The sequence below is a fragment of the Parashewanella curva genome (genome assembly GCF_003675895.1).
In the GTDB taxonomy this organism is placed as follows: Bacteria; Pseudomonadota; Gammaproteobacteria; order Enterobacterales; family Shewanellaceae; genus Parashewanella; species Parashewanella curva.
Genome location: NZ_ML014755.1, coordinates 28,420 through 50,602 on the forward strand (window position 1 = coordinate 28,420; position 22,183 = coordinate 50,602).

Below are 22,183 nucleotides of genomic sequence, written 5' to 3' on the forward strand. Positions count from 1 at the left end.
ATGGCGCAGAAAAATCTGCGCCATTTTTTCACTTTCGCCTTCACAAGACTATTTTTTCAAATTTTGCTCAAAAAGCTTATAAATACGGTTGTATTCATCTAACCAGCTTGAAGGTTGTTTAAAGCCATGGGGCTCTACCGGATAAATCGCTGTTTCAAACATTGGTTTTTCCAGTTCAATTAAGCGCTGAACTAAACGTACACTGTCTTGGAAGAATACATTGTCATCCAGTACACCAGCCATAATAAGCAGCGGCTTCTTAAGACCTTCAGCATGTTCAATCGGAGAGCTACGCTCGTAAGCAATTGGATCAACATCAGGTGTATTCAAAATATTAGAGGTATAAGGAGCATTATAGTGTGCCCAATCGGTAACAGGACGAAGCGCCGCGCCAGCTTGGAATAAATCAGGTTCAGTAAACAACGCCATAAAGGTTAAGAAGCCACCGTAAGAACCACCATAAGTTCCCACACGCTTAGCGTCTACGTTGGCATTCTTAGCCATCCATTTTACGCCATCTTCCAAATCTTCAACTTCTGGATGACCCATATTGCGGTAAATCGCAGTTCGCCAATCACGCCCATAACCTTTAGAGCCACGATAATCCATATCCATTACTACATAGCCTTGTTGAGCTAATAGGTTATGGAACATGTATTCACGGAAATAACCAGAGAATCCATAATGTGCGTTTTGAAGATAACCTGCACCGTGATTGAAAATCACTGCTGGGTATTTATCAGCGTTATTTTTATCAAATCCTTGAGGTAAATACACACGAGCATAGACTTCACCAGCGCCATGAGTTGATGGAACAGCTACGACTTCAGGGGCTTGCCATTGGTAATCAGCAAATGCTTTGCTGGTGTAATTGGTCAGTTGCTTCAACTCTCCACCAATTTTTTGAACATAAAGTTCATTTGGACGAGTTCGAGTTGATGCAGTTAATAGTAATGACTCACCATCAGGGCTTAAGCGGTAATCGAGTACCCCTTTCCAGTTCGTCAACTGTTCACTTTTACCCGATGCGATATTCACCCGATACACGTTGTACATTCCAGGGTGCGTTTTATTTGCTTTGTAGTAAAGGTATTGACTACGAGGACCAACCGTCACTTCGCTCACCACGTACTTGCCTTTGGTTAACGCTTTAGCGGGTTTGCCTATTTGTTTTAGATAAAGCTGTGAGTAACCGCTTTTTTCAGATAAGAAATAATATTGGTCACTGTCATCAATCCATCCGTACTGATTATGAGTGTAATTGATCCACGCATCATCATGCAGGCGATCTTCAGTGCTGAAACGACCATTTTTTAGATCAACATTAGCAATCCAACGATCTTTGTTATCAACGGCTTCAATCATCACCAACAGTTTATCTTCTGATGGATGCCATTGAATAGGACTTTGGCTCCAGCCCCAATCCACCATTAATTGCAATTTACGAGGTGTCTTTTCACTGTCGTAAGCTTTGCCTTCTTTCTTAGCATTTTCAGCTTTGACTTTAGCTAACACATCTTGGTTGTAGCCTGTTAAGCCTTCAATCGTGATTGCACGCTTTTGATGGGTCTTAAGATCAAGCACCATAAAATCTTGACCTGGATACTTGTCTTCCGCGACTCTTGCACGCGCTGGCACAGCATCTACATAACCATCTTTGCCAATGTAATTAGGCATGATGTCATGCTCACTGCGCCACTTATAGTTTTTATCGACCACAGCTACAAATAGATAACGGCCGTCTGGTGATAAGCTTGATTCGACTACACGATTATTTTTACCCAAGTACCAAGCTTTAGAGGCGACAGTTGGATCTTGCTTAGCCAATTGATCATTAAATTGTTCTTTTAGCACTGCATCTTTATGTTGCTTAGCTACGTACTTGATCAAACGTTGCTGCTGCTTAGCTAAGTAAGTCGATGGCTGCTGAACACCTTTAGGCGCATTTTCCATCTTGATGTCAGCCAGCTGCTCGATTAAGCCACTGTTTGCATGAATACGGAAAATTTGATTACCTTGCCAATAGGCTAAGTCACCGTTGCTAAGATAACGCACACCACTGATACGGCGGTTTTGTTTAGTAACTTGCTCAACATTACCGGTTTCAAGGTTTTTAACGAAGATGTTACCTTGGTACAAATACGCTTTTTTGGTGTTTTCGATATTGAAAACACCATCACGTTGGTCCGCTAGGTGGTAGTCAGCAATATTCAATTTTTTGGCTGTACCATTAACAGCTTGCTGATAATAATCTTTTAATGGCGAACCATATGCCTGACGCACAAAATATACAGAGCTACTATCATCTGACCAATAAGCTTGTTTGGCTAAAATACCCATCCAGTCTGGATTAGCCATGATTTGTTTCATGGTAAGCTGTTGTCCCACTTTAGGTGGAGCTGTTAGTTCAACGGCGGATGATGTAGTTTGTAGTTGAGGTTTAGGAGTAATTGGCGCAGATGCACATGCCGATAAAATCGCCACGCTCAATGTCCCTAAGGCAAGATTTCTAGTCAACAAGTTCATGCTTGTTCCTTTATTTTTAAAAAGTTATTGAGCAAATCCAAACCTTGCTCAGTCAAGATAGATTCTGGGTGAAATTGAACACCATAAATAGGCAAAGAATTATGACTCATTGCCATGATTTCACGCCCGTGATCTGGATCATCAAACCATGCGTCCAGTGTAAAGCTTTCAGGTAGGGAATCAACCAACAGGGAATGGTAACGAGTAACTGTGAGTGGATGATTCAACTTAGAAAATAATCCTTGCCCTTGATGTTCAATATTACTGGTTTTTCCATGCATAACTCGCTGAGCACGAATAACATTAGCACCAAAAACCTGAGCTATGGCTTGATGCCCAAGACAAACGCCTAATATTGGCAGCTTTCCGTGAAAATACTCGATGGCTTGAAGTGATATTCCAGCTTCATTTGGGGTACAAGGACCTGGTGAAATAACCAAATAGTCCGGGGCAATATCTTCGATATCATCAATGGTTATTTCATCATTACGTTTAATCAATACCTCTTGCCCTAACTGTTGAAAGTACTGCACAAGGTTAAAAGTAAACGAATCATAATTATCAATCATCAGTAGCATATAAGTGCTACCTGTTGTTGTTGTTGCATAAATTGAATAAGGATAAATATTGATGGGGTATTCTATGATCAAAAATAAGTAAAGTGCAGGATTTTAAGGTTTTTGACAGACTGTTTTACAAATTTGATGCAGTTAAGCAGCTATCATTTTTTACAAAAAAAGCCCTTATCGGGCCTTTTATTGAGAAGTTTAATTAAAAACGATATTGAATACCAACATTGAATACTGGGTAAAACTTATATTCTTTAATATCATCTTCAAATTCTTTCTGCTCTGCGACAACGTTATCTAAAAGAACATCACACTGACTGGTTGAAAGTGCTTGCCCACAGGTCACATTGAGTTGAGTTTGAGGTGTGTTGTGATAATAAGCACCAAGCTCAACATTGAAACCCCAATTTGAAGTGCTTGTTGGTGCAAAAGCCCAACCTAGACCAAGATAGGGAGCAAACTTTTGAAATTCGATTTGACCTTTAGCACTGCCAACGTCTTCAACTTTATATATTTGACCGTTAAATTCGAATTCACCATTAACTGCCAAGGCCTCTAAATTAGCCTTATTACCATTATAAAAAGCACCAGCACTCATACGGAAGCCAGATGAGTCAAATGGATGATAATCAAAAATCAATGATGCAGATCGAAGCTCAAGCTCAGCATCATATTTAAGTGAGGCTTCTTCAAATTCACCGTTTGCATTAAATGCATTTACACCAAGTCGTACATTTACGTTATCAGTTAGACCATGGTAATACTCAATACCAGCACCTAAGGTACCAGCTTTGATTGCTATTCCATTTGATGAATCGGCCATTGCTGGCATAGAAAGGCCTAAGAAAGCCAGTAGTAATGGAGCTCTGCTCAATTTCATGTTTACATCCTCATATTTCAATATCACTCACAGTAATAAGTGATATTAAGCAGTATCCTACAGTGAATTTGTTATCCGACATGGCAACAAACGTTTGTTCATTATAGAATGATGACAATGATGTTGCGAATTATGGTTTCAAGTTTGAGGGAAAATATTCCCCCCCATAAGTGTATTAACTTGTATCCCCTTTGATGTAAATGGAGTTAACATTGGCTGATATAGTTTTACGAGTGCGATCAGTTTTACTCCCAATGCTATTGACTGGTATCGCTTTTTTTCTGGTACTGAACGTTCAAGAATATTGGCAACATTGGCGTCCAGTCACTCGCGAACTCCCTCTATGGCTTTTTCCAATTGCCGCCTTAGTTTCTCTGCAATTCAATCGCAGTCGATTAGCCTACTTAGCTATACTGCTCGTTACTTTTTATTGCATGAACCGAAGCATTATTATTGATAGTAAATACCTGCTTACCTATAAAGTGCCTATCTTTTTATTCGGTAGTTTAAGTATGTCATTATTGCTATTGATGAAAGATAGAGGGATAGCATCGATTCATGGATTTCTAGCCTTTTTCACCTTCATGGCTTGTGCAGGCCTAACGTTTAACATCGAAACGCTGCTTAACCACAGCAACAAATTGCTTACAACGCCATTAGCAATTGATGATGTTACACTTACTTTTTGGGCTGCTACTGCCATTATCATTAGTATTGGTATGCTCGTTAAAAATACATTAACAACAACTACTATTTCGCTTGCCTTTATCTTATGGTCATTACTGTATTTTCAGCCACATACAATCCCAATAGATATTGCATTGCTAGGAATAGCGGTATTAATCTTCCTGAGCGTGTTATTCGACTCTTATCACTTAGCCTATCGAGACGAACTCACGGGGCTCCCATCGCGCAGAGCGTTATACAATTTAGTATTATCTCTAAGTAACAAGTATTGTGTTGCCATGATAGATATTGATCACTTTAAAAAGTTTAACGATACCTATGGCCATGACGTTGGAGATCAAGTACTGAAACTGGTAGCGAGTAGGCTGTCAAAAGTCACTGGAGGTGGAAAAGTATTTCGCTACGGTGGTGAAGAATTTACTATCATTTTTCCGAGAAAATCAGTTGAGCAAACACTTGAACATCTCGAAGCCGTGCGTGAAGAAATCCAGAACTACGAAATGGTGATCAGAAACGAAAACCGTAAAAATACAGATAAGAGTGCTAGGAACAAGGGAAACAGTAAAAATAAAACCGTGAGTGTGACTATTTCGATAGGTGTTGCGCAACACGAACGTAAGCAAGATTTTGATAAAACACTTAAAGCTGCTGACGTAGCGCTATATAAAGCCAAGAAGCAAGGCCGAAATCAAGTTTGTTCATAGAGACCATATACGCCCCCTAATCAAAACGCCGAGTTAACCAGAGTACAAAAGTATCCGAGGTCTTATCCTCAACGTACTCTCGATGTAATTGCGTTAGGACGTCGTAATTTACTTCATGATCAGTACATAAGCACCAAGGTGCTAATTGCCATCGTTTAGGGTGTATAACCGACAGTCGAACGTTAAAGTCTAGCGCTCTCCTTAAATAGCCTTGCTCTATAAGATACTCAAAAACTTGCCCTGCCAAGTCAGCTGTTTTATCGCTAGCCTTATTTTCTAAAGCAATTAACTTTTGCGATAACTTAATGATCACTTCCTCAGATTCCGGAGTATTACCCTGCAAGCGAAATAGACATTGTATTTGTCCACTGTAGCGCGTCACTAGAGACACTGCCTCACTATTTTCCTTATCTGTATTAGCAGGCTTTTCAAGCTGGCTGATAATTGTGTCGAATAGTGCCACAGCTTGCTCTAAATTTTTTGGAGACACTTTATGGATCATCAACTCAGTATGATTGACCCATGCTAACCGTCCCTGCAACTTTTCAGAAAATAACCATAATTGCGCCCTTAATTCGCGAGAATATTCAAAGCAAGCTTGATTAGAAAGTGCCAGTGATATCCTTAAGACGGTCTGCTCTGTTGAAAGTGGACTTGATACCACAGCATCAATATTATGTTCAGTTACCAAGGCCTTATCAGCCAAAACCAGCACATCACAATCTGATTCAAGTTTTGCTAATTTTATCTTCTGTTGAAGTAAGCTCAACTCTATAACATCACTGATCATATCTATCACTATCAAGATGCGACCTTCGCACCGCTGACTTCGCTCTATCTGTTTAAGTTGTATTGTTAATTCAGCATTTCCTACATTAGCTCTTATCCAATAGATTCCAGCAGCATACTTCTGATAGTAAGCACTAATGTATTCATGACAAATCGTCGTTATATCACCGGCTCTTTCTCCAGAAAGTAATAATAAGCATGATGAGTTGTTACATTGCAATTGATTGAGCAACCGTTGAATCTTCAGAGTTTCAGGAGCATGAGAGGCTGATGCTTGTAGAAATTCTAATAGCAAAGGCTCTGGAATATAGGTGATGTTTTTACCAATATATTGGTAACAAGCCCAATCCTGTGACGATGGATGAGAAATCACTCTAAACCAAATACTGGCTTGGTGCTGGCTATCTAACGTTGAGCGACCTCGGCTCACCTGTGCGTAAAAGAATAAAAAGAAATACTCTTTTTGCTTGGCATTTAGCTCCCACCTTGGAGCTAATATTGCACCCGCTCCACTTAGCAGTAACCTATCCGCAAGAGACATTGGATCTCTATCAACATCGCTAAATGACACCTGAGGAACTTTTTGTCCCGTAATCACGACCAATGGCATTTGCAATCTTAAGGATTTCCATTGGCTTAATGAGAAAATATCAATCGCCCCTGCTTTAGTACCTTCATCACCAGACTTAAGTTGCGGCATTGAAAATAGCAGCTCACCACCACTTGTATAATGATTTGTGAGATGAATTAAAGAAGCATTAGAGGCTCTTTCTGCAAATTCTCCACTAGACAATGGTGTTAATTTTGTTTGCAACAAGCGGCAGATATCCTCACTCTGATAGTAATGTTCGCCCCGAATATTCAACTGAGAAATTCCAGCCACCACCGAACCGGTTAAAACTCTAACATCACAATCATCTTTAAAGTGATGGTAGGTCATTATTGAAGGAATATAGCGGATAAATGGGTGCATAAAGGGGGTTAATTCATCTGTAGCAATATGATCAATCAAAATCTCAAAAGGCACACTGGTGCAGCATTCATCAACGACTAACGTTAACGGCTCTCTTGTTTTGAATACGCCTTGCTTCAACATCTCGCTCAAAAGTTTACCAATAGACTCTAGTGTGATTTGCAACAAATCATAAGGGAGAGGAAATCGGCAAAATTGTGATTGATTCAATTTATCCAAGCTAGCAATAAATTCCGATAACGTATTTTGTCGACCAAATCGCATTGCTCCGAGAATTGGAGCACTAAAGTGGAATCTTTGCTTCTCTGAAACTTCCCAGCAACACAAGGCATAATCAGAAAGAAATAAAACGACTAGCGGTGCTTTGACTTGAGTATTGATATAGCCGTCTAGTACATCTGTATGTTCACACTCAATGAGTTCATTAAAATCAATTACTGAGGATGCACTTTTTTCCTCTACACATGCGGATAGTATAGGCAAAGCACTACTTGTCGATTCATGCTCCACCATTGAGCAAATACAGACTGCCATTCGAAGTTTTGTTGACAAGTTAAACATGGCAAGCATGACTTGTGTAGATTCAGGATTTCCAATCACATAGTGAGCATAAATCGTCTGTGTTGTTGTTTCACGTATAAATCCAAATTTAAATTTATCTTCTAGTGTGCAATTTGGTTTACTTGGGTATTGAATTGCACCATAAAGCTCCAAACAACTTTTCCGGGCTTTATTAAGATCTTTCAATCCATGATAAGCGTGTTTTTTATCTTCCGTCTTAGTGATGGTTCTGGGTATCAACTGCAAATATGATTTTCCACGATTTAACCTTGCCTGTAACTTTAATGCTTTACAAGAAGGGGAAATCAAGTAAGAACGTAAGACTTCTGAATAATGAGGAACAGCGCGATCGGGTTGTCCGCAATTCAGATAATGTTCACCAATAAAAAAATACGACTGGTCTCGTAAAAAAACGTCTTCACGAAATACACCACATCCCAACATGTCATCTTGTTGCTGCCGCATTTTCTCGTACTCTCTTAAAGATAACCAATACTCACCGATAGCCCTAGCCCAGATTAAAAAAGCAGGCTTAGTAATAGCTTGGTCAGAACTTAGAATTAACTTTTCTTGCTCAGATAAGGATTTAAAACATAGGGCTGCTTGTTCCGTTTGCATTGATCTTGAGTAAGCAATCAACTGGTAACTTAGAGCAGTAACTCTGAAATCTAGAGATATATCCTCAAAAGTAAGAGCACGTTGAGAGCATTCAATCGTCAAATGGTAACAATTTGCCATCAGATAGACTTTTGATAGCTGAATCAATGCAGCACACTCAGTGTTATTCTTTACAGTTTCTTTGCTCTCAATGCATCTTATAAAGCAGCCCTTCGCCTGTTCTAACTCAAACAACTCAACATGAATGCCCCCTTGTTTAAACAAAAATAACTTTCTGTTTATTGGTTTGTTATCATCCTCACCAAATATCCATCCCGTGCTTAGAGTAACTCCTTCACTGCATTCAAATGCACGTTGAAAATGAAATATTGATTGCAGCTTGTCTTTTAACTGATACGCATCACCTAAATAGTAGTGCGCCCAAATCAATGTAGTAGGATGAGCCAGCTTTGATTGTATACAGTAGTTCAAAAGCTTAATTGATTGAGGCGTTTTCGAAGTTTTTAACAAGGCATAAGCAAGCATTAACAATACTCGAGTATCATCAGGTTTCACTGAATGAATAACGATATGGATAAACTCATCGAAATACTCTGCATGTAATAACTGCTGTAATCTTTCTAGTGGTAGCTCATAATGCATCACTTGCGGTTCAATAGTGACTTTTAACCTTTCTCCTACTTCACTTACATTTATCGGAACCATCATTGAGTTTTCACTACTTTTTGTTTCATCGAACAGGTGGGCAAAATCAAATTCATCATCTAAGTTCGACTCTTCCAATTCACCCAACTCATAATTATCTTCATATTCAGATTCAAGCAGAGCGTCAGAACTGGTGTGTGATAACGGTTCGCTTGATTTAGTTTCTGGTGCAAGCTTAGTTGATTCAATTTCGAACGGTGCATTAGGCTCGGGGTTGCTACACTCCTTAACCTCCTTACCCGAGAGTACAATTTGATTTTGTGTCGTTACTTCGGAACGATTGGCTAAATCTGCAACACTGCTGGCACCTTGTTCATTATCACCAATCGAAACTGACTTATTAAAGTGCTTATTCAATGCGGATGGAGAAATTCTAAAACCACGATTTTTAATTGGATTCAAAGATGCTTCGGCACTTTCTTTGAAATTATTATCTTGCTGGTCTGCCACATTATCAGTTTTAGATTGAGCGCTTGCAGCTGTATTTTCAGACTTCGAGTAAGTTGAAGATTGCTCAATGTACTCTGTTGTTTGCTCTAAATTGATTGTTTCTGAATCATCAGGGTTACTTTGGTAATCAAATAAAGAAAGATTTATCTGAGGAATGGGTAAAAATCGAACGCAAGTTTTATTTTTAATCGGCTGAATATAGTTGAATAAATACTGTCGAGGGACAATAAGTGATATTTCAGGAGATGAAAGTTCTCGCTGTACATTAAGTCTTACTTCATTGGTTTCATCAATGGCTCTATGAAAGTCACAAACGGGTTCAAAAGTTATCGTTTGAGACTCTATGTCACCCAAACTGACAAAATAAGTAATATTTCCTTGGCTAGATTTATCGTAAATTCGAGAAAAATTGGCACCAAGAATTGATGACTCAATAGTAATGGTCTGTATTTTTTTTAACGCATTGATGTTTACGACTTGATATTCTGGATATTTTTCGGCAGCCGTAGAAGCTTTAGCCATTAAATAAATACAAAAAGGAAGTGGTTAAAAAAGAGTAGGAAAATAACCAGCTTGACTCAATTAACTTTAAGAAAAATTAATTTCTGGCATAAAAAAGGCTACACGAATGTAGCCCTAATCAATTACTTAACAACAGTTAAATGCCCACGTTTTTTGGGTGGTTTTTTCTGCTTTGAAGCTTCAGCTTCAACAACGTCAGGCTCTTCAGCCTGTTCCTCATTTGTATCAGCTTCGACACTAGTTAATGCTAACTCTTCATCGTCCTCTTGAGGAGCCATAAAGGCTTCTTCCATATCGAAAACACTACCTGCACCATTTTCACGAGCATAAATTGCAACAACAGACCCCATAGGTAATAGAATATGATGCGGAACTCCGCCAAATCGTGCATTGAATTCAACGTAGCTGTTACCCATTTCAAGGTTCATCACAGCTGAAGGTGCAACATTCAGTACTATTTGCCCATCTTTAACGTATTGTTGAGGAACCTGAGTACCAGGAACAAACGCATCAACAACTAAATGAGGAGTCAAATCATTATCGAGTAGCCACTCGTAATAAGCTCTTAATAGGTAAGGACGATTTGGAGTTAACATAAATTAGATCCCCATACGCATTTCACGTTCAGCTTCAGTTAAAGAAGCCTTAAATGATTCACGATCGAATATACGTGTCATATAAGCATGAATATGCTGGCTAGCTTGAGAGCTTAATTCGATATTTAATGTCGGTAAACGCCACAGTAAAGGAGCCAAATAACAATCAACTAAACCAAATTCTTCACTCATAAAGTATGGCATTTCAGCAAATACCGGAGAAATTGCCGTTAAACTTTCTTGCAGTTCCTTGCGAGCTTCATCTGCATTATCATCGCTACGAATACGCTCAGCTAATTGATACCAGTCGGTTTCGACACGGTGCATCATCAACCGGCTTTGACCACGAGCTACTGGATAAACAGGCATTAGTGGTGGATGTGGAAAACGCTCATCTAGGTATTCCATGATGATGCGTGATTGATATAAAACTAACTCACGGTCAACGAGAGTTGGTACAGAATTATACGGATTAATCTCTAACAGATCTTCCGGCATCTCATTAGGGTCGACCTGTAAAACATCAACAGATACACCTTTCTCAGCCAAAACAATACGTACTTGATGGCTATATAAATCATCAGCCCCAGAAAATAGGGTCATGATAGAGCGTTTGTTGGCAGCAACAGCCATTGATACCCTCCAGAATCGAAAAAACTAGAAAACTGCAATTCATCGTAACTTGCGATAGACATTGCATACATTCTAGACAAAAAACAAAACAAACGAGGGGCAAAGCCCCCCGTTAACTATGGATAACAGTACATTCTACCCGTAAATTAACGGTTAGTGTACATCTCTCCAATATTCTTTTTTCAAGAAGTAAGACAATACGAACAAGAAAAACAAGAATCCTAGTACGTATTTACCTAACGCTTCACGTTCAAGACGAACAGGCTCAGCTGAATAAACCAAGAAACCAGTAATGTCTTTTACCGCTTGATCATATTGCTCAGGCGTCATAGAACCTTCTTTTCCTTTAGGAATAACCAGTTCACAAATCATTTTTGGTTCTTTAGTAACGTCATCAGTAATAACTTTACCATTTTCATCTTTCGCTTCTTTACAAACCTGTTCTTGAACACCTTGAAGGTCTTGAAGCACGTGTGGCATACCCACTGATGGGAATACAGTATTGTTCACACCAAATGGGCGGCTAGAATCTTTATAGAAAGTTTTTAGGTAACTATAAAGCCAGTCTTCACCACGAACACGACCAACAAGTGTTAGATCGGGTGGTGTAGCACCAAACCATTTAGCCGCTTCTTTACCAGGAATGGCGTTAGTCATTAATTCACCAGGCTTAGCACCATCAAGGATATACTTAGCACGCATATCATCAATAGAAATACCTAGGTCATTCGCTACACGCTCATAACGCTGATACTCAGTGCTGTGACAACCAGAGCAATGCTTTTGGAATAAATCCAAACCACGCTCTAACGAAGCCTTATCATGCAAATCAATGTTTGCTTTATAAGGAACTGGAGCGCCGCCAGCGGCTATCGCCATCATTGGAAATAATGAGGCAAATGCAATCAGTAACTTTTTCATTAGTGAGTCAACCTCTCTGGCACTGGCTTAGTCTTTTCGTTCTTACTGTATAGCCACAAGAAGAAGAAGAAAGCAAAGTAAGTGATAGTGAATACACGCGCTGCAATCGTTAGCTCAGGTGTTGCTGGTACGGCACCTAAGTACCCAAGAATAATAAATGAAACAGCGAATTGACCGATGTTCAATTTATGGAACATGCTACGATAGCGAACAGATTTCACTTTACAGCGATCTAACCAAGGCAGAACAAATAGAACTGCGATAGATAGACCCATCATCACAACACCACCTAACTTGTTAGGTACTGCACGTAGGATTGCGTAGAATGGTGTGAAATACCAAACTGGTGCAATATGCTCTGGTGTTTTCAGAGGGTTAGCAGGCTCAAAGTTTGGACGTTCTAGGAAGTAACCACCACCATCAGGTAGGTAGAATAGAACCCAACAGAAAGCAATCAAGAAACCAGCCACACCCATAATGTCTTTAACAGTGTAATAAGGGTGGAATGGAATACCATCTACAGGCCATCCGTTCTCGTCTTTGTTCTTCTTGATTTCAATACCGTCAGGGTTGTTAGAACCCACTTCGTGTAGAGCAATCAAGTGTAAGAATACAAGTACAACAAGAACTAGTGGCAGAGCGATTACGTGTAAGGCGAAGAAACGGTTTAGCGTTGCGCCTGAAATAACGTAGTCACCACGGATCCAAAGAGTGATGTCATCACCGATAACTGGAATCGCACCAAATAGAGAAATGATTACTTGCGCACCCCAGAATGACATTTGACCCCATGGTAGTAAGTAACCCATGAAGGCTTCAGCCATCAATACTAGGAAGATAAGCATACCGAACAACCACAATAGTTCGCGTGGCTTTTGGTAAGAACCGTAGATAACACCACGGAACATATGCAGATAAACAACGATGAAGAACGCCGAAGCACCAGTAGAGTGCATATATCGGAGCAACCAACCGTATTCAACATCACGCATGATGTATTCAACAGATGCAAATGCACCTTCAGCACTTGGTACATAGTTCATGGTTAGCCAAATACCAGTCAGTAATTGGTTAACAAGAACTAATAAAGCTAGAGAGCCGAAGAAATACCAAAAGTTGAAGTTCTTCGGAGTCGCATATTGCCCAACGTGACGGTTATACGTCGCCGTCATTGGGATACGCGCATCAATCCAACCTTGTAAATTCTTTAACATGGTCATCATAATTACGCTTCTCCTTTATCTTTACCGACAAGGATAGTGTTATCGTCGACGTAGTGATGCGGTGGGATCACTAGGTTCAATGGTGCAGGTACGCCTTGGAAAACACGACCTGACATATCAAATTTAGAACCGTGACATGGACAGAAGAAACCAGACCTAATACCTTCAACATATTGCTCAAACTTGTTGTGCTCATAGGTTGGAGAACAACCAAGGTGAGTACAAATACCTACTGCAATAAAGAATTCTTCTTTAATTGAGCGATAGATATTTTTCGCGTATTCAGGTTGTTGGTCTTCTTCAGAGTTTGGATCACGTAATTGATCATTGTGCTTTGGCAGTTCTGCCAAAATGTCATCAGTACGACGTACAACCCATACAGGTTTACCTCGCCATTCTACACGGATCAACTGACCCGGCTCGACTTTACTGATGTTAACTTCAACCGGCGCACCTGCAGCTTTCGCTTTGGCACTTGGATTCCATGACTTAATGAAAGGAACCGCTACAGCGACGGCACCGGCTCCACCTACTACGGCGGTTGCGGCGGTCAGAAATCTGCGACGTCCGGTATCGACTGGCGCATTGCTCATCCACTTATCTCCCAGAGGGTGTTGGAATTATTCTTAATTAAAGACGTTAATCTACATAATTGCTCAAAATTTTAGCAACCAAAGATTGAGGCGATGCTCATTATAGCTAAAATTTAGAAATAGATCATAGTTAAAACACATAAAGTGTATGGGGATATTTTGTTTTTTTGCGCTTTAGTCAGCTAAAAAATAGACAAACGCTCAAAATTTAATATCAGCAGACAAAATTTAAACATTTAGATTGTGTTAAAAACAAAAAAGCCCGATGTTGTTCGGGCTTTTTTACAGTTAAGGCTTTTGATGCCAAAAAGTGTCTGTAATTGATAACACTCTTGGCTAATTACTTTTTGTCAGAACCTTTAAGATATTTGAAGAAATCGCTGTCAGGAGACAATACCATCACATCAGAATGATTTCCGAAACTTTCACGATAAGCTTCTAAACTACGTAAGAAAGCGTAAAACTCAGGATCTTTCTTATAAGCGTTAGCAAATATTTTAGCCGCTTCTGCATCACCTTGACCACGAGTGATCATGGCTTGACGATTAGCATCAGCAATGCGTACTGTCACTTGAGCATCTGCTGTCGCTTTAATCACTTCTGATTGCTCTTGACCTTCAGCACGATGCTCTTTGGCAACCGCTTCACGGTTAGCTCGCATACGCTTATAGATACTGCTACTAACACTGTCAGGTAAGTTGATTTGCTTAACACGAACATCTACAACTTCGATACCTAAGTCTTTCGCACTTTCTTGTGCATTTTTTAGTGTGTTTATTTGCAGTTCGTCACGGCTACCAGAAACGATTTCCTTGATAGTACGACGACCAAACTCGATACGAAGATCATTGTTCACTTTCGCTAACAGTCTATCAACGATTGGACCAACCTGAGTTCTTTCGTAATACTTCTCGAAGTCTTGCACACGCCACTTAACGTATGAATCAACCATCAAGTCTTTTTTCTCAGACGTTAAAAAACGGTCAGCATCACTGTCTAAAGTTTGAATTCGCGCATCCATATAACGCACTTTATCAATCACAGGGATTTTGAAGTGTAACCCTGGCTTGTAAACCTCAGTGATTGGTTTACCGTCAATTTCAACCTTATTGACTTTACCGAAGCGTGACACGATTGCACGCTCGCCTTCATCCACTTTAAACAGTGAAGAAATACCTAAACCAATAAATATAGCGATAATAACTAGTACTATTCTGTTCATCATTATCTCCCACTCTGACGCATGCTTTCTTGACGAGACAGTCGAACACTACGAGTTGTTGTACTCGGTTGAGAAGAGTGCGATGGAGTTGTCTCTATATTTGGAACTACCGAATGGCTCATTGGCGCCTTATGGGTAGAACTTTGCATCATTTTATCTAATGGAAGATACATCAGGTTATTACTGTTCTTGTTATCAACAAGTACCTTACGATTACCTTTTAGTACCTCTTGCATGGTTTCAAGATACAAACGCTCACGAGTTACTTTAGGAGCCGCTTTGTACTCAGGCAATAGGCTTTCAAAGCGTGCAATTTTACCTTGTGCATCTAAGATAGCTTGCTCTTTATAAGCTTTAGCTTCACGTAAAATACGTTCAGCTCTACCACGAGCTTGTGGCTCAATTTGGCGAGCATAAGCTTCCGCTTCTAAAATAGCACGCTGTTCATCTTCTTGAGCCGCAATCGCATCATCAAAAGCATCTTTTACTTCTTCTGGCGGACGAGCTGGAAGTAAGTTTACGTCACCAATCTTAAGACCTAAGTTATAAGGCTTGATAATACGCTCAATTTCACTACGTGTAGCAACAACGATTTTGTCACGACCGGTAGTCAAAATGTCATCCATATTGTTGTGACCAATCACATAACGAAGCGCACTATCAATGGCTTCTCTTAAACTGGCATTGGCATCAACAACACTAAACAGGTACTTGTACGGGTCTTCAACTTCATATTGAACTTCAAGCTGAACACGCACTACGTTTTCATCCGCCGTTAACATGCTTCCAGAAGCTGGAATCGAACGAATTTGCTCAACGTTTACCGGATATACTTTATCAATAAAGGTCGCTTGCCAGTGTAAGCCTTGAGTTTGGATGCTATGAAGCTTACCAAAACGCAAAACAACACCTCGCTCAGCAGGTTTGATGGTATAAAAACCAGACAATCCCCAAACGACAAGAGCAATTACGATAAAAATTCCTATCGCAGTGCCGCTGACACCTGAGCCATTGCCTTTACCGCCAAAGCGTTTTGACATGCCACGAAAGATATCGTCTAAATCAGGTGGTCCTTTATCGTTACCACCACTACCTTTATTTCCCCAAGGGTCTTTACCCTTATTTCCGGGCTCATTCCAAGCCATTTAACACTCCGTAACAGAATGAAACAATGAAAAGCCGTATGACTGTTTAAGTAACAAAATTTACAAACAGTCAGAACGACAATCTAATTAACTTAATACTTTATCAGTGCTTGATTCCATAATAAAGGTCTCAAGCTCACCTTGGCTTTGCTTTAATAGCCGTTTCCAATTAGACATCGGCAATCGAACCGACAAAATACAATTGCCAAAGTCGTCATATTCCTGCTGTTTTAACGCATCAAGACGATAAAACTGGCCAAGATAGTGCCCTGAAGAAGCTGGGATTTTTAGCTGATATTCAGCAACTTGCTCGCCAACCAGTTCCTCAATTGCATCTTGCAATAATTCAAAGCCTAGATTGTGATGTGCAGAAACCCAAACTCGATAAGGCTCACTATTTTCATTTCTATCCACTTTTGGTGTCACATCATCTAACAAATCTATTTTGTTACAAACTATGAGCTGAGGAATTTCTTTGGCATCAATTTCTTCTAATACGGCTTGAACTTGCTCAAAGTTCTCACCCATATTCTCATCCGCACAATCAACCACATGCAATAATAAGTCAGCATTGCGCGTCTCTTGCAACGTTGCTTTAAATGCTGCAACAAGATCATGAGGCAAGTGACGAATAAAACCGACCGTATCCGCTAAAATTACGCTGTGATCTTTTAAATCCAGCTTGCGCAATGTCGGATCAAGTGTGGCAAATAACTGATCTGCCGCATATACCTGTGATGTGGTCAGCGCATTAAATAATGTAGATTTACCCGCATTGGTATAACCGACTAAAGAAACCGTAGCTAGATCACTTCGCTTTCGAGCTCGACGGCTTTGTTCACGCTGCTTATCTACTTTTTCCAAGCGACGATTAATAGACTTGATCCGCCCTCTCAATAAACGACGGTCGGTTTCAAGCTGAGTTTCACCAGGCCCTCTTAGACCAATACCACCTTTTTGCCGCTCTAAGTGAGTCCAGCCACGAACCAGCCGAGTAGACATATGACGCAACTGCGCCAACTCCACTTGGAGCTTCCCCTCATGTGTACGAGCTCTTTGAGCAAAAATATCTAAAATCAGCGTAGTACGGTCTAATACTCGACATTTACAAATCATCTCAAGATTTCGCTCTTGAGCTGGTGACAATGCATGATTAAAAATAACGACATTGGCATCAGTTCCGGCCACCATTGCAGCCAGTTCTTCAGCCTTGCCTGAACCAATAAAAAATTTCCGATCTGGTGACTTTCGGCTACCCGTGATCACGCCCACGGACTTAGCTCCAGCAGACTCAACTAAAAGCTGTAATTCAGTTATATCTTCTCGACGTTCTTCATCCGCAAAGTCGATATGGACAAGGACAGCTTGTTCACCCGCCTCATAACGGTCAAACAAAAAAACTACTCCTCAATTATTCAGCGCTAGCTTCTGATTGCTCTGAGCTTCCTGCTTGAGGTGTTTGAGTTGGATTTACATTAAACGGACGAGACGGAACCACTGTTGAAATGGCATGCTTATATACCATTTGACTGACCGTGTTTTTTAATAAGATCACGAATTGATCAAATGACTCTACTTGCCCTTGGAGTTTAATACCATTGACCAAGTAGATTGATACAGGAACGCGCTCGCGACGAAGTGCATTTAAGAATGGGTCTTGTAATGATTGCCCCTTAGCCATTTTGGTTTCCTTTTTAATTTATAATTGAATCTATATTTAATATTTATACTGGGTTCGAGTTACTGCAAATAACAGTATGATACAACAATAGTAAATTGGCTAATCAAGATATTGGGCAACGTTTTTTACATTCTCTTCAGCACCCGTTTCCAACCAATTTAATTCTTTCCAACTACGTAGCCATGTTAATTGACGTTTGGCCAATTGCCTAGTAGCTGCAACACCTTTTTCAACCATTTCATTATAGTCATAGTCTCCATCAAGGTATTGCCAACATTGACGATACCCTACACATCGCATTGATGGTAGATTTAAATGAAGCTCTTCTCTCGCCTTTAACGCTTTAACTTCTTCAACAAATCCTTGTTCAAGCATTATTTTAAATCGTTTTTCTATCAGTTTATGCAGTTGTGCTCTTTCATTTGGAGCAATCGCAAACTGAATAAATTCATACGGTAAAGCTTCGGCTTTAGTCTGAGTTAACTCTGTCAGGCTTTTACCGCTAATTCTGTATACTTCTATTGCTCTAGATAAACGCTGCGGATCATTCGGATGAATCCGCTCAGCCGAAACGGGATCAATCTGCTTCAATTGATCATGTAATGCATCCCAGCCTAACTGCCCAGCTTCAGCTAAAATTTGTTGCCTGATTTCTGGTACCGCTTCTGGTAATGGCGATAACCCTTCAATTAATGCTTTAAAGTACAACATAGTACCGCCTACAAGCACTGGCGTTTTACCTCGAGCAATAACTTCATCAATTTCTCGAATCGCATCAGATCTAAAATCGGCGGCTGAGTAGCTTTCTGTAGGGTCAAGTATATCAATTAGCCTATGCGGTGCTATCGCCAACTCTTCAACCGAAGGTTTAGCTGTGCCAATATCCATTCCTTTATAAATTAACGCTGAATCCACAGATATCACTTCACAATTGTGGTTCTGAGCTAATTCTATTGCCAAAGATGTTTTACCTGAAGCTGTTGGCCCCATTAACAAAATGACTTTTGGATACTTGCTATTTGTCACTTAACTTCTCTTGTAATTCAATTAGACATAAGTCCAATATTAATGCTCATTCAACCAGCGCTGCCACGGCAAGTCGATAGCCTGTTTGTGCAATTCTTTTTGCTGCTCTTGAGTCAATTGTAGATACATCAACCATACTTGTTTAGCAGATACAAAACCTTGAATACTGATCTCTGCCAACCATTGTACAAGAGCCTCATCAGCTGGTTGCTCACTTTGCAACCACTGTAATAACATGGGTATCACTTCAACCAACTGGCAGTCTCTAAGATATGAGGGCACTTTTTTAATTATCAACTGCTGAGCACGAAATGTTAGCTCTAAGCCTAATTTTCTTAATAAAACTTGATTTGTGTCCACCAATTGCGGCCAATCGGGTAGTTGAGTAATAGAAACAGGCATCAACAAAGGCTGGGGAACTAAGCCTGTTGCTAGCTTTTGAGTAATTTGCAGTTTATTGCATAACAAGGCTGCTTTTTTCACTTCAAGCAATTTTATGTGATTATCTTCTGTAAATAACCAATACTCACCATCTAACAAAGGTGGCATCGCCTGAACGTCTGTCGCAACCCCCGGTTCCGCAATCGCTGAGTCTTTTATCGATTCGTTAGTAGACAACAAGTCTGCATAGGTTTTTACTGCATTAACATTTAGTTGATCGCTATAATATCTCGGTTGATAAAGCCTAGAGCCTCCTCCAGAACCCGAAGAAATCGCTCCAGAATTAGGCATAGCACCTCTTGATGTATGCCCACTATCATTGTCAAAGGCTGAATCAAAATGAGTAGCAATATAGCTTTCTTCGTTAACCCTATCGTCATCTAACTCTATGGGTTCAGCAAGCTGACTTAGTGCCGATTGTAGCGCTTGAAGAATAAAATCATGCACATAGCGACTTTGATGAAAACGCACTTCATGTTTAGCGGGATGAACATTCACATCCACTTGATGAGGATCTAAATCGAACTGTAATACGTAATTCGGTTGTAACTCAACGGACAGTTCTCCAAACGCTTGTCGCACCGCGTGATTAACCAAACGATCTCGAACATAACGGCCATTCACATAGAAATAATGCATGTTTAGGCTTGGCTCAGGCACGGTAGGGGACTGTAAATAACCACGTAATCTCATTCCGTCATGCTCACAATCTACCGCAACAGCATGTTCAGCAAATCGATTGCTAGCCACTTGCCCAAGTCGTTTAATATATTGGCTTTCATTACTTGCAGGACGGTAATTTCTCACCATTTTTCCGTTATGCTGCAAAGTAAAGTGGATATCACTTCTCACCAAGGCCATGCGTTTCAGCCATTCATCAATGTGGGTGAATTCTGTCTTATCACTCTTTAGAAAGCGTCGACGTGCAGGCGTATTAAAAAATAAGTCATGAACTTCAATGGTGGTTCCGACAGGGTGTGCAGCAGGAATCACCTTAACGGCCATTTGTGAACCTTCTGCATAAGCTTGCCAAGCTTCGCTTTGTTCCTCAGTTTTAGAGGTGAGGGTTAACCTTGCAACTGAACTGATTGATGCCAGAGCTTCACCACGAAAACCAAAGCTCATTATGGCTTCTAAATCATCTAATGTGGTTACTTTTGAGGTAGCATGACGCGCAAGGGCAAGCTCTAATTGCTCTTTAGCAATACCACAACCGTTATCACGAATTCGAATTAATTTGGCGCCGCCTTTCTCAATCTCAATATCGACACGAGACGCCCCTGCATCTAGGCAGTTTTCAACAAGTTCTTTAACTACAGAGGCGGGTCTTTCTACCACTTCCCCAGCGGCAATTTGGTTTGCAAGCTGAGGTGGCAAAATTTGGATTGGCATAGATTACCTTAGCTACGTGGAATTGTGAGATTTTGACCAATTCTAACGGTATTTGATCTCAACTTGTTGGCTTTTTTTATACTGTTTACAGAAACTTGATAACGCTGGGCAATTTTAGATAATGAATCACCTCTCACCACTTTATATTTAATGGTGACCTGACTGGCTATTAAGGTATCGGAAGGCGCATTTTTCTTAAAATACTGATAGATGCCTTTATGAATAGCATTCGCAAGTCTATATTGATGATTATTCGAACGTAACAAACGCTCTTCTTTAGGGTTCGAAATAAACCCTGTCTCAACCAAAATGGACGGAATGTCCGGTGATTTTAACACAGCAAAACCTGCTGATTCAGTGTGCTTTTTATGAAGTTTGGTCACACGCCCCATCTGTTTTAGTACATCACTAGCAACGGTATGACTAATGGTTAATGACTTGTCTGATACCATTTCAATCAATGCTCTTGCGAGGTATTGTTCATTATCCGTGTTTTGAATGATCTCACCAGCACCGCCTAATAATTCAGAGTGGCGCTCTTTCTGCTCCAGCCAGCGACCCATTTCAGTTTCTGCTCGACCTTTTCTTAATACCCATACCGAAGCACCGCGCGGTTTAGGGGTGGTAAAGGCATCAGCGTGAATGGACACAAGTAAGTCCGCTTCTCGTTTACGCGCAATCTCACTACGGCGATTAAGATTGACAAAATAATCACCAGTTCTTGTCATTACCGCTTTCATTCCTGGGGTTTTATCAATAAGGGACTTTAAGCGCTTCGCAATTTGCAGAACCACCTTCTTCTCATGCATACCAGAAGGGCCAATTGACCCCGGATCATCACCACCGTGTCCAGCATCAATGGCAATGATAATATCTCTCAGTGCTGTTTTGGGTTGATGAACGATTTTTTTGGCTGTTTTTACCGCAGGCTCTAAATCGATTACCAAACGATTTCCATACGGTGCGGTTGGCTTAAGCGAGAATAGTTTTGCTTTGACTGACTTTTTCAGGTCAATAACCACTCGTAAGGTGCTTTTTTTAGGAGGCTTACTGACACGAACTCGTTTGATCAGCTTACTGCTATTTTTAATCTTACTAAAATTAAGCTTAGTTTTACTGTTGGATAAATCGATAACCAATCGATCAGGTTTGGAAAGGGTAAAATCATTAAATTTAGGCTTACTGCTGAGATCAAACACCACTCGTGTTGAATCAGGTGCCGCCCATATTCGAACACTTTTCAAATTATTGGCGGCTACAGCTTGCAAAGGCAACGTGAACAGCACCATTAAAACTAATTGTTTGCAGTAAGCTTTTATCGACATA

17 protein-coding genes are annotated in these 22,183 nt (G+C 40.3%); 1 reads left to right on the plus strand and 16 read right to left on the minus strand.

What is annotated here, in order from left to right:
* Window positions 1-48 precede the first annotated feature (48 nt).
* From D5018_RS02160 to D5018_RS02170, 3 genes are all read right to left on the minus strand, one after another.
* Window positions 49-2,526 carry a S9 family peptidase gene (locus D5018_RS02160; RefSeq protein ID WP_121837341.1) on the minus strand — a complete coding sequence of 826 codons (2,478 nt, stop codon included), beginning with the start codon at window positions 2,524-2,526 and terminating at the stop codon, window positions 49-51.
* A complete protein-coding gene (locus D5018_RS02165) occupies window positions 2,523-3,104 on the minus strand; it encodes an anthranilate synthase component II (RefSeq protein WP_121837342.1) in 582 nt (193 codons plus the stop codon). Before D5018_RS02165 ends, D5018_RS02160 begins: the two co-directional genes overlap by 4 nt.
* Window positions 3,105-3,297: 193 nt before the next feature.
* Window positions 3,298-3,975, minus strand: a complete 678-nt coding sequence (locus D5018_RS02170) for a hypothetical protein (RefSeq protein WP_121837343.1) — start codon at window positions 3,973-3,975, stop codon at window positions 3,298-3,300.
* Between the two features lie 212 nt (window positions 3,976-4,187).
* Between D5018_RS02170 and D5018_RS02175 the strand changes: the two genes are divergently transcribed.
* Window positions 4,188-5,366 (plus strand): GGDEF domain-containing protein, encoded by a 1,179-nt coding sequence (locus tag D5018_RS02175; RefSeq protein WP_243637362.1) that lies wholly within the window; start codon window positions 4,188-4,190, stop codon window positions 5,364-5,366.
* A gap of 16 nt (window positions 5,367-5,382) precedes the next feature.
* On the opposite strand, the gene D5018_RS02180 is transcribed toward D5018_RS02175, so the two are convergent.
* From D5018_RS02180 to D5018_RS02240, 13 genes are all read right to left on the minus strand, one after another.
* On the minus strand, window positions 5,383-9,984 hold the full coding sequence (locus D5018_RS02180) for a hypothetical protein (RefSeq protein ID WP_121837345.1): 4,602 nt from the start codon (window positions 9,982-9,984) through the stop codon (window positions 5,383-5,385).
* Window positions 9,985-10,106: 122 nt separating this feature from the next.
* On the minus strand, window positions 10,107-10,580 hold the full coding sequence (locus D5018_RS02185) for a ClpXP protease specificity-enhancing factor (protein ID WP_121837346.1): 474 nt from the start codon (window positions 10,578-10,580) through the stop codon (window positions 10,107-10,109).
* A gap of 3 nt (window positions 10,581-10,583) precedes the next feature.
* Complete coding sequence (gene sspA / locus D5018_RS02190) at window positions 10,584-11,213, minus strand: stringent starvation protein SspA (RefSeq protein ID WP_121837347.1); 630 nt, start codon at window positions 11,211-11,213, stop codon at window positions 10,584-10,586.
* 153 nt (window positions 11,214-11,366) lie between these two features.
* Window positions 11,367-12,134 (minus strand): cytochrome c1, encoded by a 768-nt coding sequence (locus D5018_RS02195; RefSeq protein ID WP_121837348.1) that lies wholly within the window; start codon window positions 12,132-12,134, stop codon window positions 11,367-11,369.
* Window positions 12,134-13,348, minus strand: coding sequence for a cytochrome b (locus D5018_RS02200; RefSeq protein ID WP_121837422.1), 1,215 nt, complete (start codon window positions 13,346-13,348; stop codon window positions 12,134-12,136). The genes D5018_RS02195 and D5018_RS02200 overlap by 1 nt, the downstream gene beginning before the upstream one ends.
* An 11-nt stretch (window positions 13,349-13,359) precedes the next feature.
* Window positions 13,360-13,950 (minus strand): ubiquinol-cytochrome c reductase iron-sulfur subunit, encoded by a 591-nt coding sequence (gene petA / locus D5018_RS02205; RefSeq protein ID WP_121837349.1) that lies wholly within the window; start codon window positions 13,948-13,950, stop codon window positions 13,360-13,362.
* Window positions 13,951-14,290: 340 nt separating this feature from the next.
* The gene (hflC, locus tag D5018_RS02210) at window positions 14,291-15,172 is read right to left on the minus strand and encodes a protease modulator HflC (protein ID WP_121837350.1); all 882 of its coding nucleotides are present in this window, start codon (window positions 15,170-15,172) and stop codon (window positions 14,291-14,293) included.
* A 2-nt stretch (window positions 15,173-15,174) separates the two neighbouring features.
* Complete coding sequence (gene hflK / locus D5018_RS02215) at window positions 15,175-16,317, minus strand: FtsH protease activity modulator HflK (RefSeq protein ID WP_121837351.1); 1,143 nt, start codon at window positions 16,315-16,317, stop codon at window positions 15,175-15,177.
* A gap of 87 nt (window positions 16,318-16,404) precedes the next feature.
* Window positions 16,405-17,712 carry a ribosome rescue GTPase HflX gene (gene hflX / locus D5018_RS02220; RefSeq protein WP_121837352.1) on the minus strand — a complete coding sequence of 436 codons (1,308 nt, stop codon included), beginning with the start codon at window positions 17,710-17,712 and terminating at the stop codon, window positions 16,405-16,407.
* 16 nt (window positions 17,713-17,728) lie between these two features.
* Entirely contained in the window at window positions 17,729-17,998 is a 270-nt protein-coding gene (hfq, locus tag D5018_RS02225) for an RNA chaperone Hfq (RefSeq protein ID WP_121837353.1), read from the minus strand.
* A gap of 99 nt (window positions 17,999-18,097) precedes the next feature.
* Entirely contained in the window at window positions 18,098-19,024 is a 927-nt protein-coding gene (miaA, locus tag D5018_RS02230; RefSeq protein WP_121837354.1) for a tRNA (adenosine(37)-N6)-dimethylallyltransferase MiaA, read from the minus strand.
* A 39-nt stretch (window positions 19,025-19,063) separates the two neighbouring features.
* Window positions 19,064-20,857 (minus strand): DNA mismatch repair endonuclease MutL, encoded by a 1,794-nt coding sequence (gene mutL / locus D5018_RS02235; RefSeq protein ID WP_121837355.1) that lies wholly within the window; start codon window positions 20,855-20,857, stop codon window positions 19,064-19,066.
* Window positions 20,858-20,865: 8 nt separating this feature from the next.
* Window positions 20,866-22,182, minus strand: a complete 1,317-nt coding sequence (locus D5018_RS02240) for an N-acetylmuramoyl-L-alanine amidase (RefSeq protein WP_121837356.1) — start codon at window positions 22,180-22,182, stop codon at window positions 20,866-20,868.
* Window position 22,183 lies beyond the last annotated feature (1 nt).

Bases quoted from the DNA above. Each gene is read 5' to 3' on its own strand.
- D5018_RS02160 (WP_121837341.1), bottom strand. From the start codon at position 2,526: ATGAACTTGTTGACTAGAAATCTTGCCTTAGGGACATTGAGCGTGGCG.
- D5018_RS02165 (WP_121837342.1), bottom strand. From the start codon at position 3,104: ATGCTACTGATGATTGATAATTATGATTCGTTTACTTTTAACCTTGTG.
- D5018_RS02170 (WP_121837343.1), bottom strand. From the start codon at position 3,975: ATGAAATTGAGCAGAGCTCCATTACTACTGGCTTTCTTAGGCCTTTCT.
- D5018_RS02180 (WP_121837345.1), bottom strand. From the start codon at position 9,984: ATGGCTAAAGCTTCTACGGCTGCCGAAAAATATCCAGAATATCAAGTC.
- D5018_RS02185 (WP_121837346.1), bottom strand. From the start codon at position 10,580: ATGTTAACTCCAAATCGTCCTTACCTATTAAGAGCTTATTACGAGTGG.
- sspA (WP_121837347.1), bottom strand. From the start codon at position 11,213: ATGGCTGTTGCTGCCAACAAACGCTCTATCATGACCCTATTTTCTGGG.
- D5018_RS02195 (WP_121837348.1), bottom strand. From the start codon at position 12,134: ATGAAAAAGTTACTGATTGCATTTGCCTCATTATTTCCAATGATGGCG.
- D5018_RS02200 (WP_121837422.1), bottom strand. From the start codon at position 13,348: ATGTTAAAGAATTTACAAGGTTGGATTGATGCGCGTATCCCAATGACG.
- petA (WP_121837349.1), bottom strand. From the start codon at position 13,950: ATGAGCAATGCGCCAGTCGATACCGGACGTCGCAGATTTCTGACCGCC.
- hflC (WP_121837350.1), bottom strand. From the start codon at position 15,172: ATGAACAGAATAGTACTAGTTATTATCGCTATATTTATTGGTTTAGGT.
- hflK (WP_121837351.1), bottom strand. From the start codon at position 16,317: ATGGCTTGGAATGAGCCCGGAAATAAGGGTAAAGACCCTTGGGGAAAT.
- hfq (WP_121837353.1), bottom strand. From the start codon at position 17,998: ATGGCTAAGGGGCAATCATTACAAGACCCATTCTTAAATGCACTTCGT.
- mutL (WP_121837355.1), bottom strand. From the start codon at position 20,857: ATGCCAATCCAAATTTTGCCACCTCAGCTTGCAAACCAAATTGCCGCT.
- D5018_RS02240 (WP_121837356.1), bottom strand. From the start codon at position 22,182: ATGTCGATAAAAGCTTACTGCAAACAATTAGTTTTAATGGTGCTGTTC.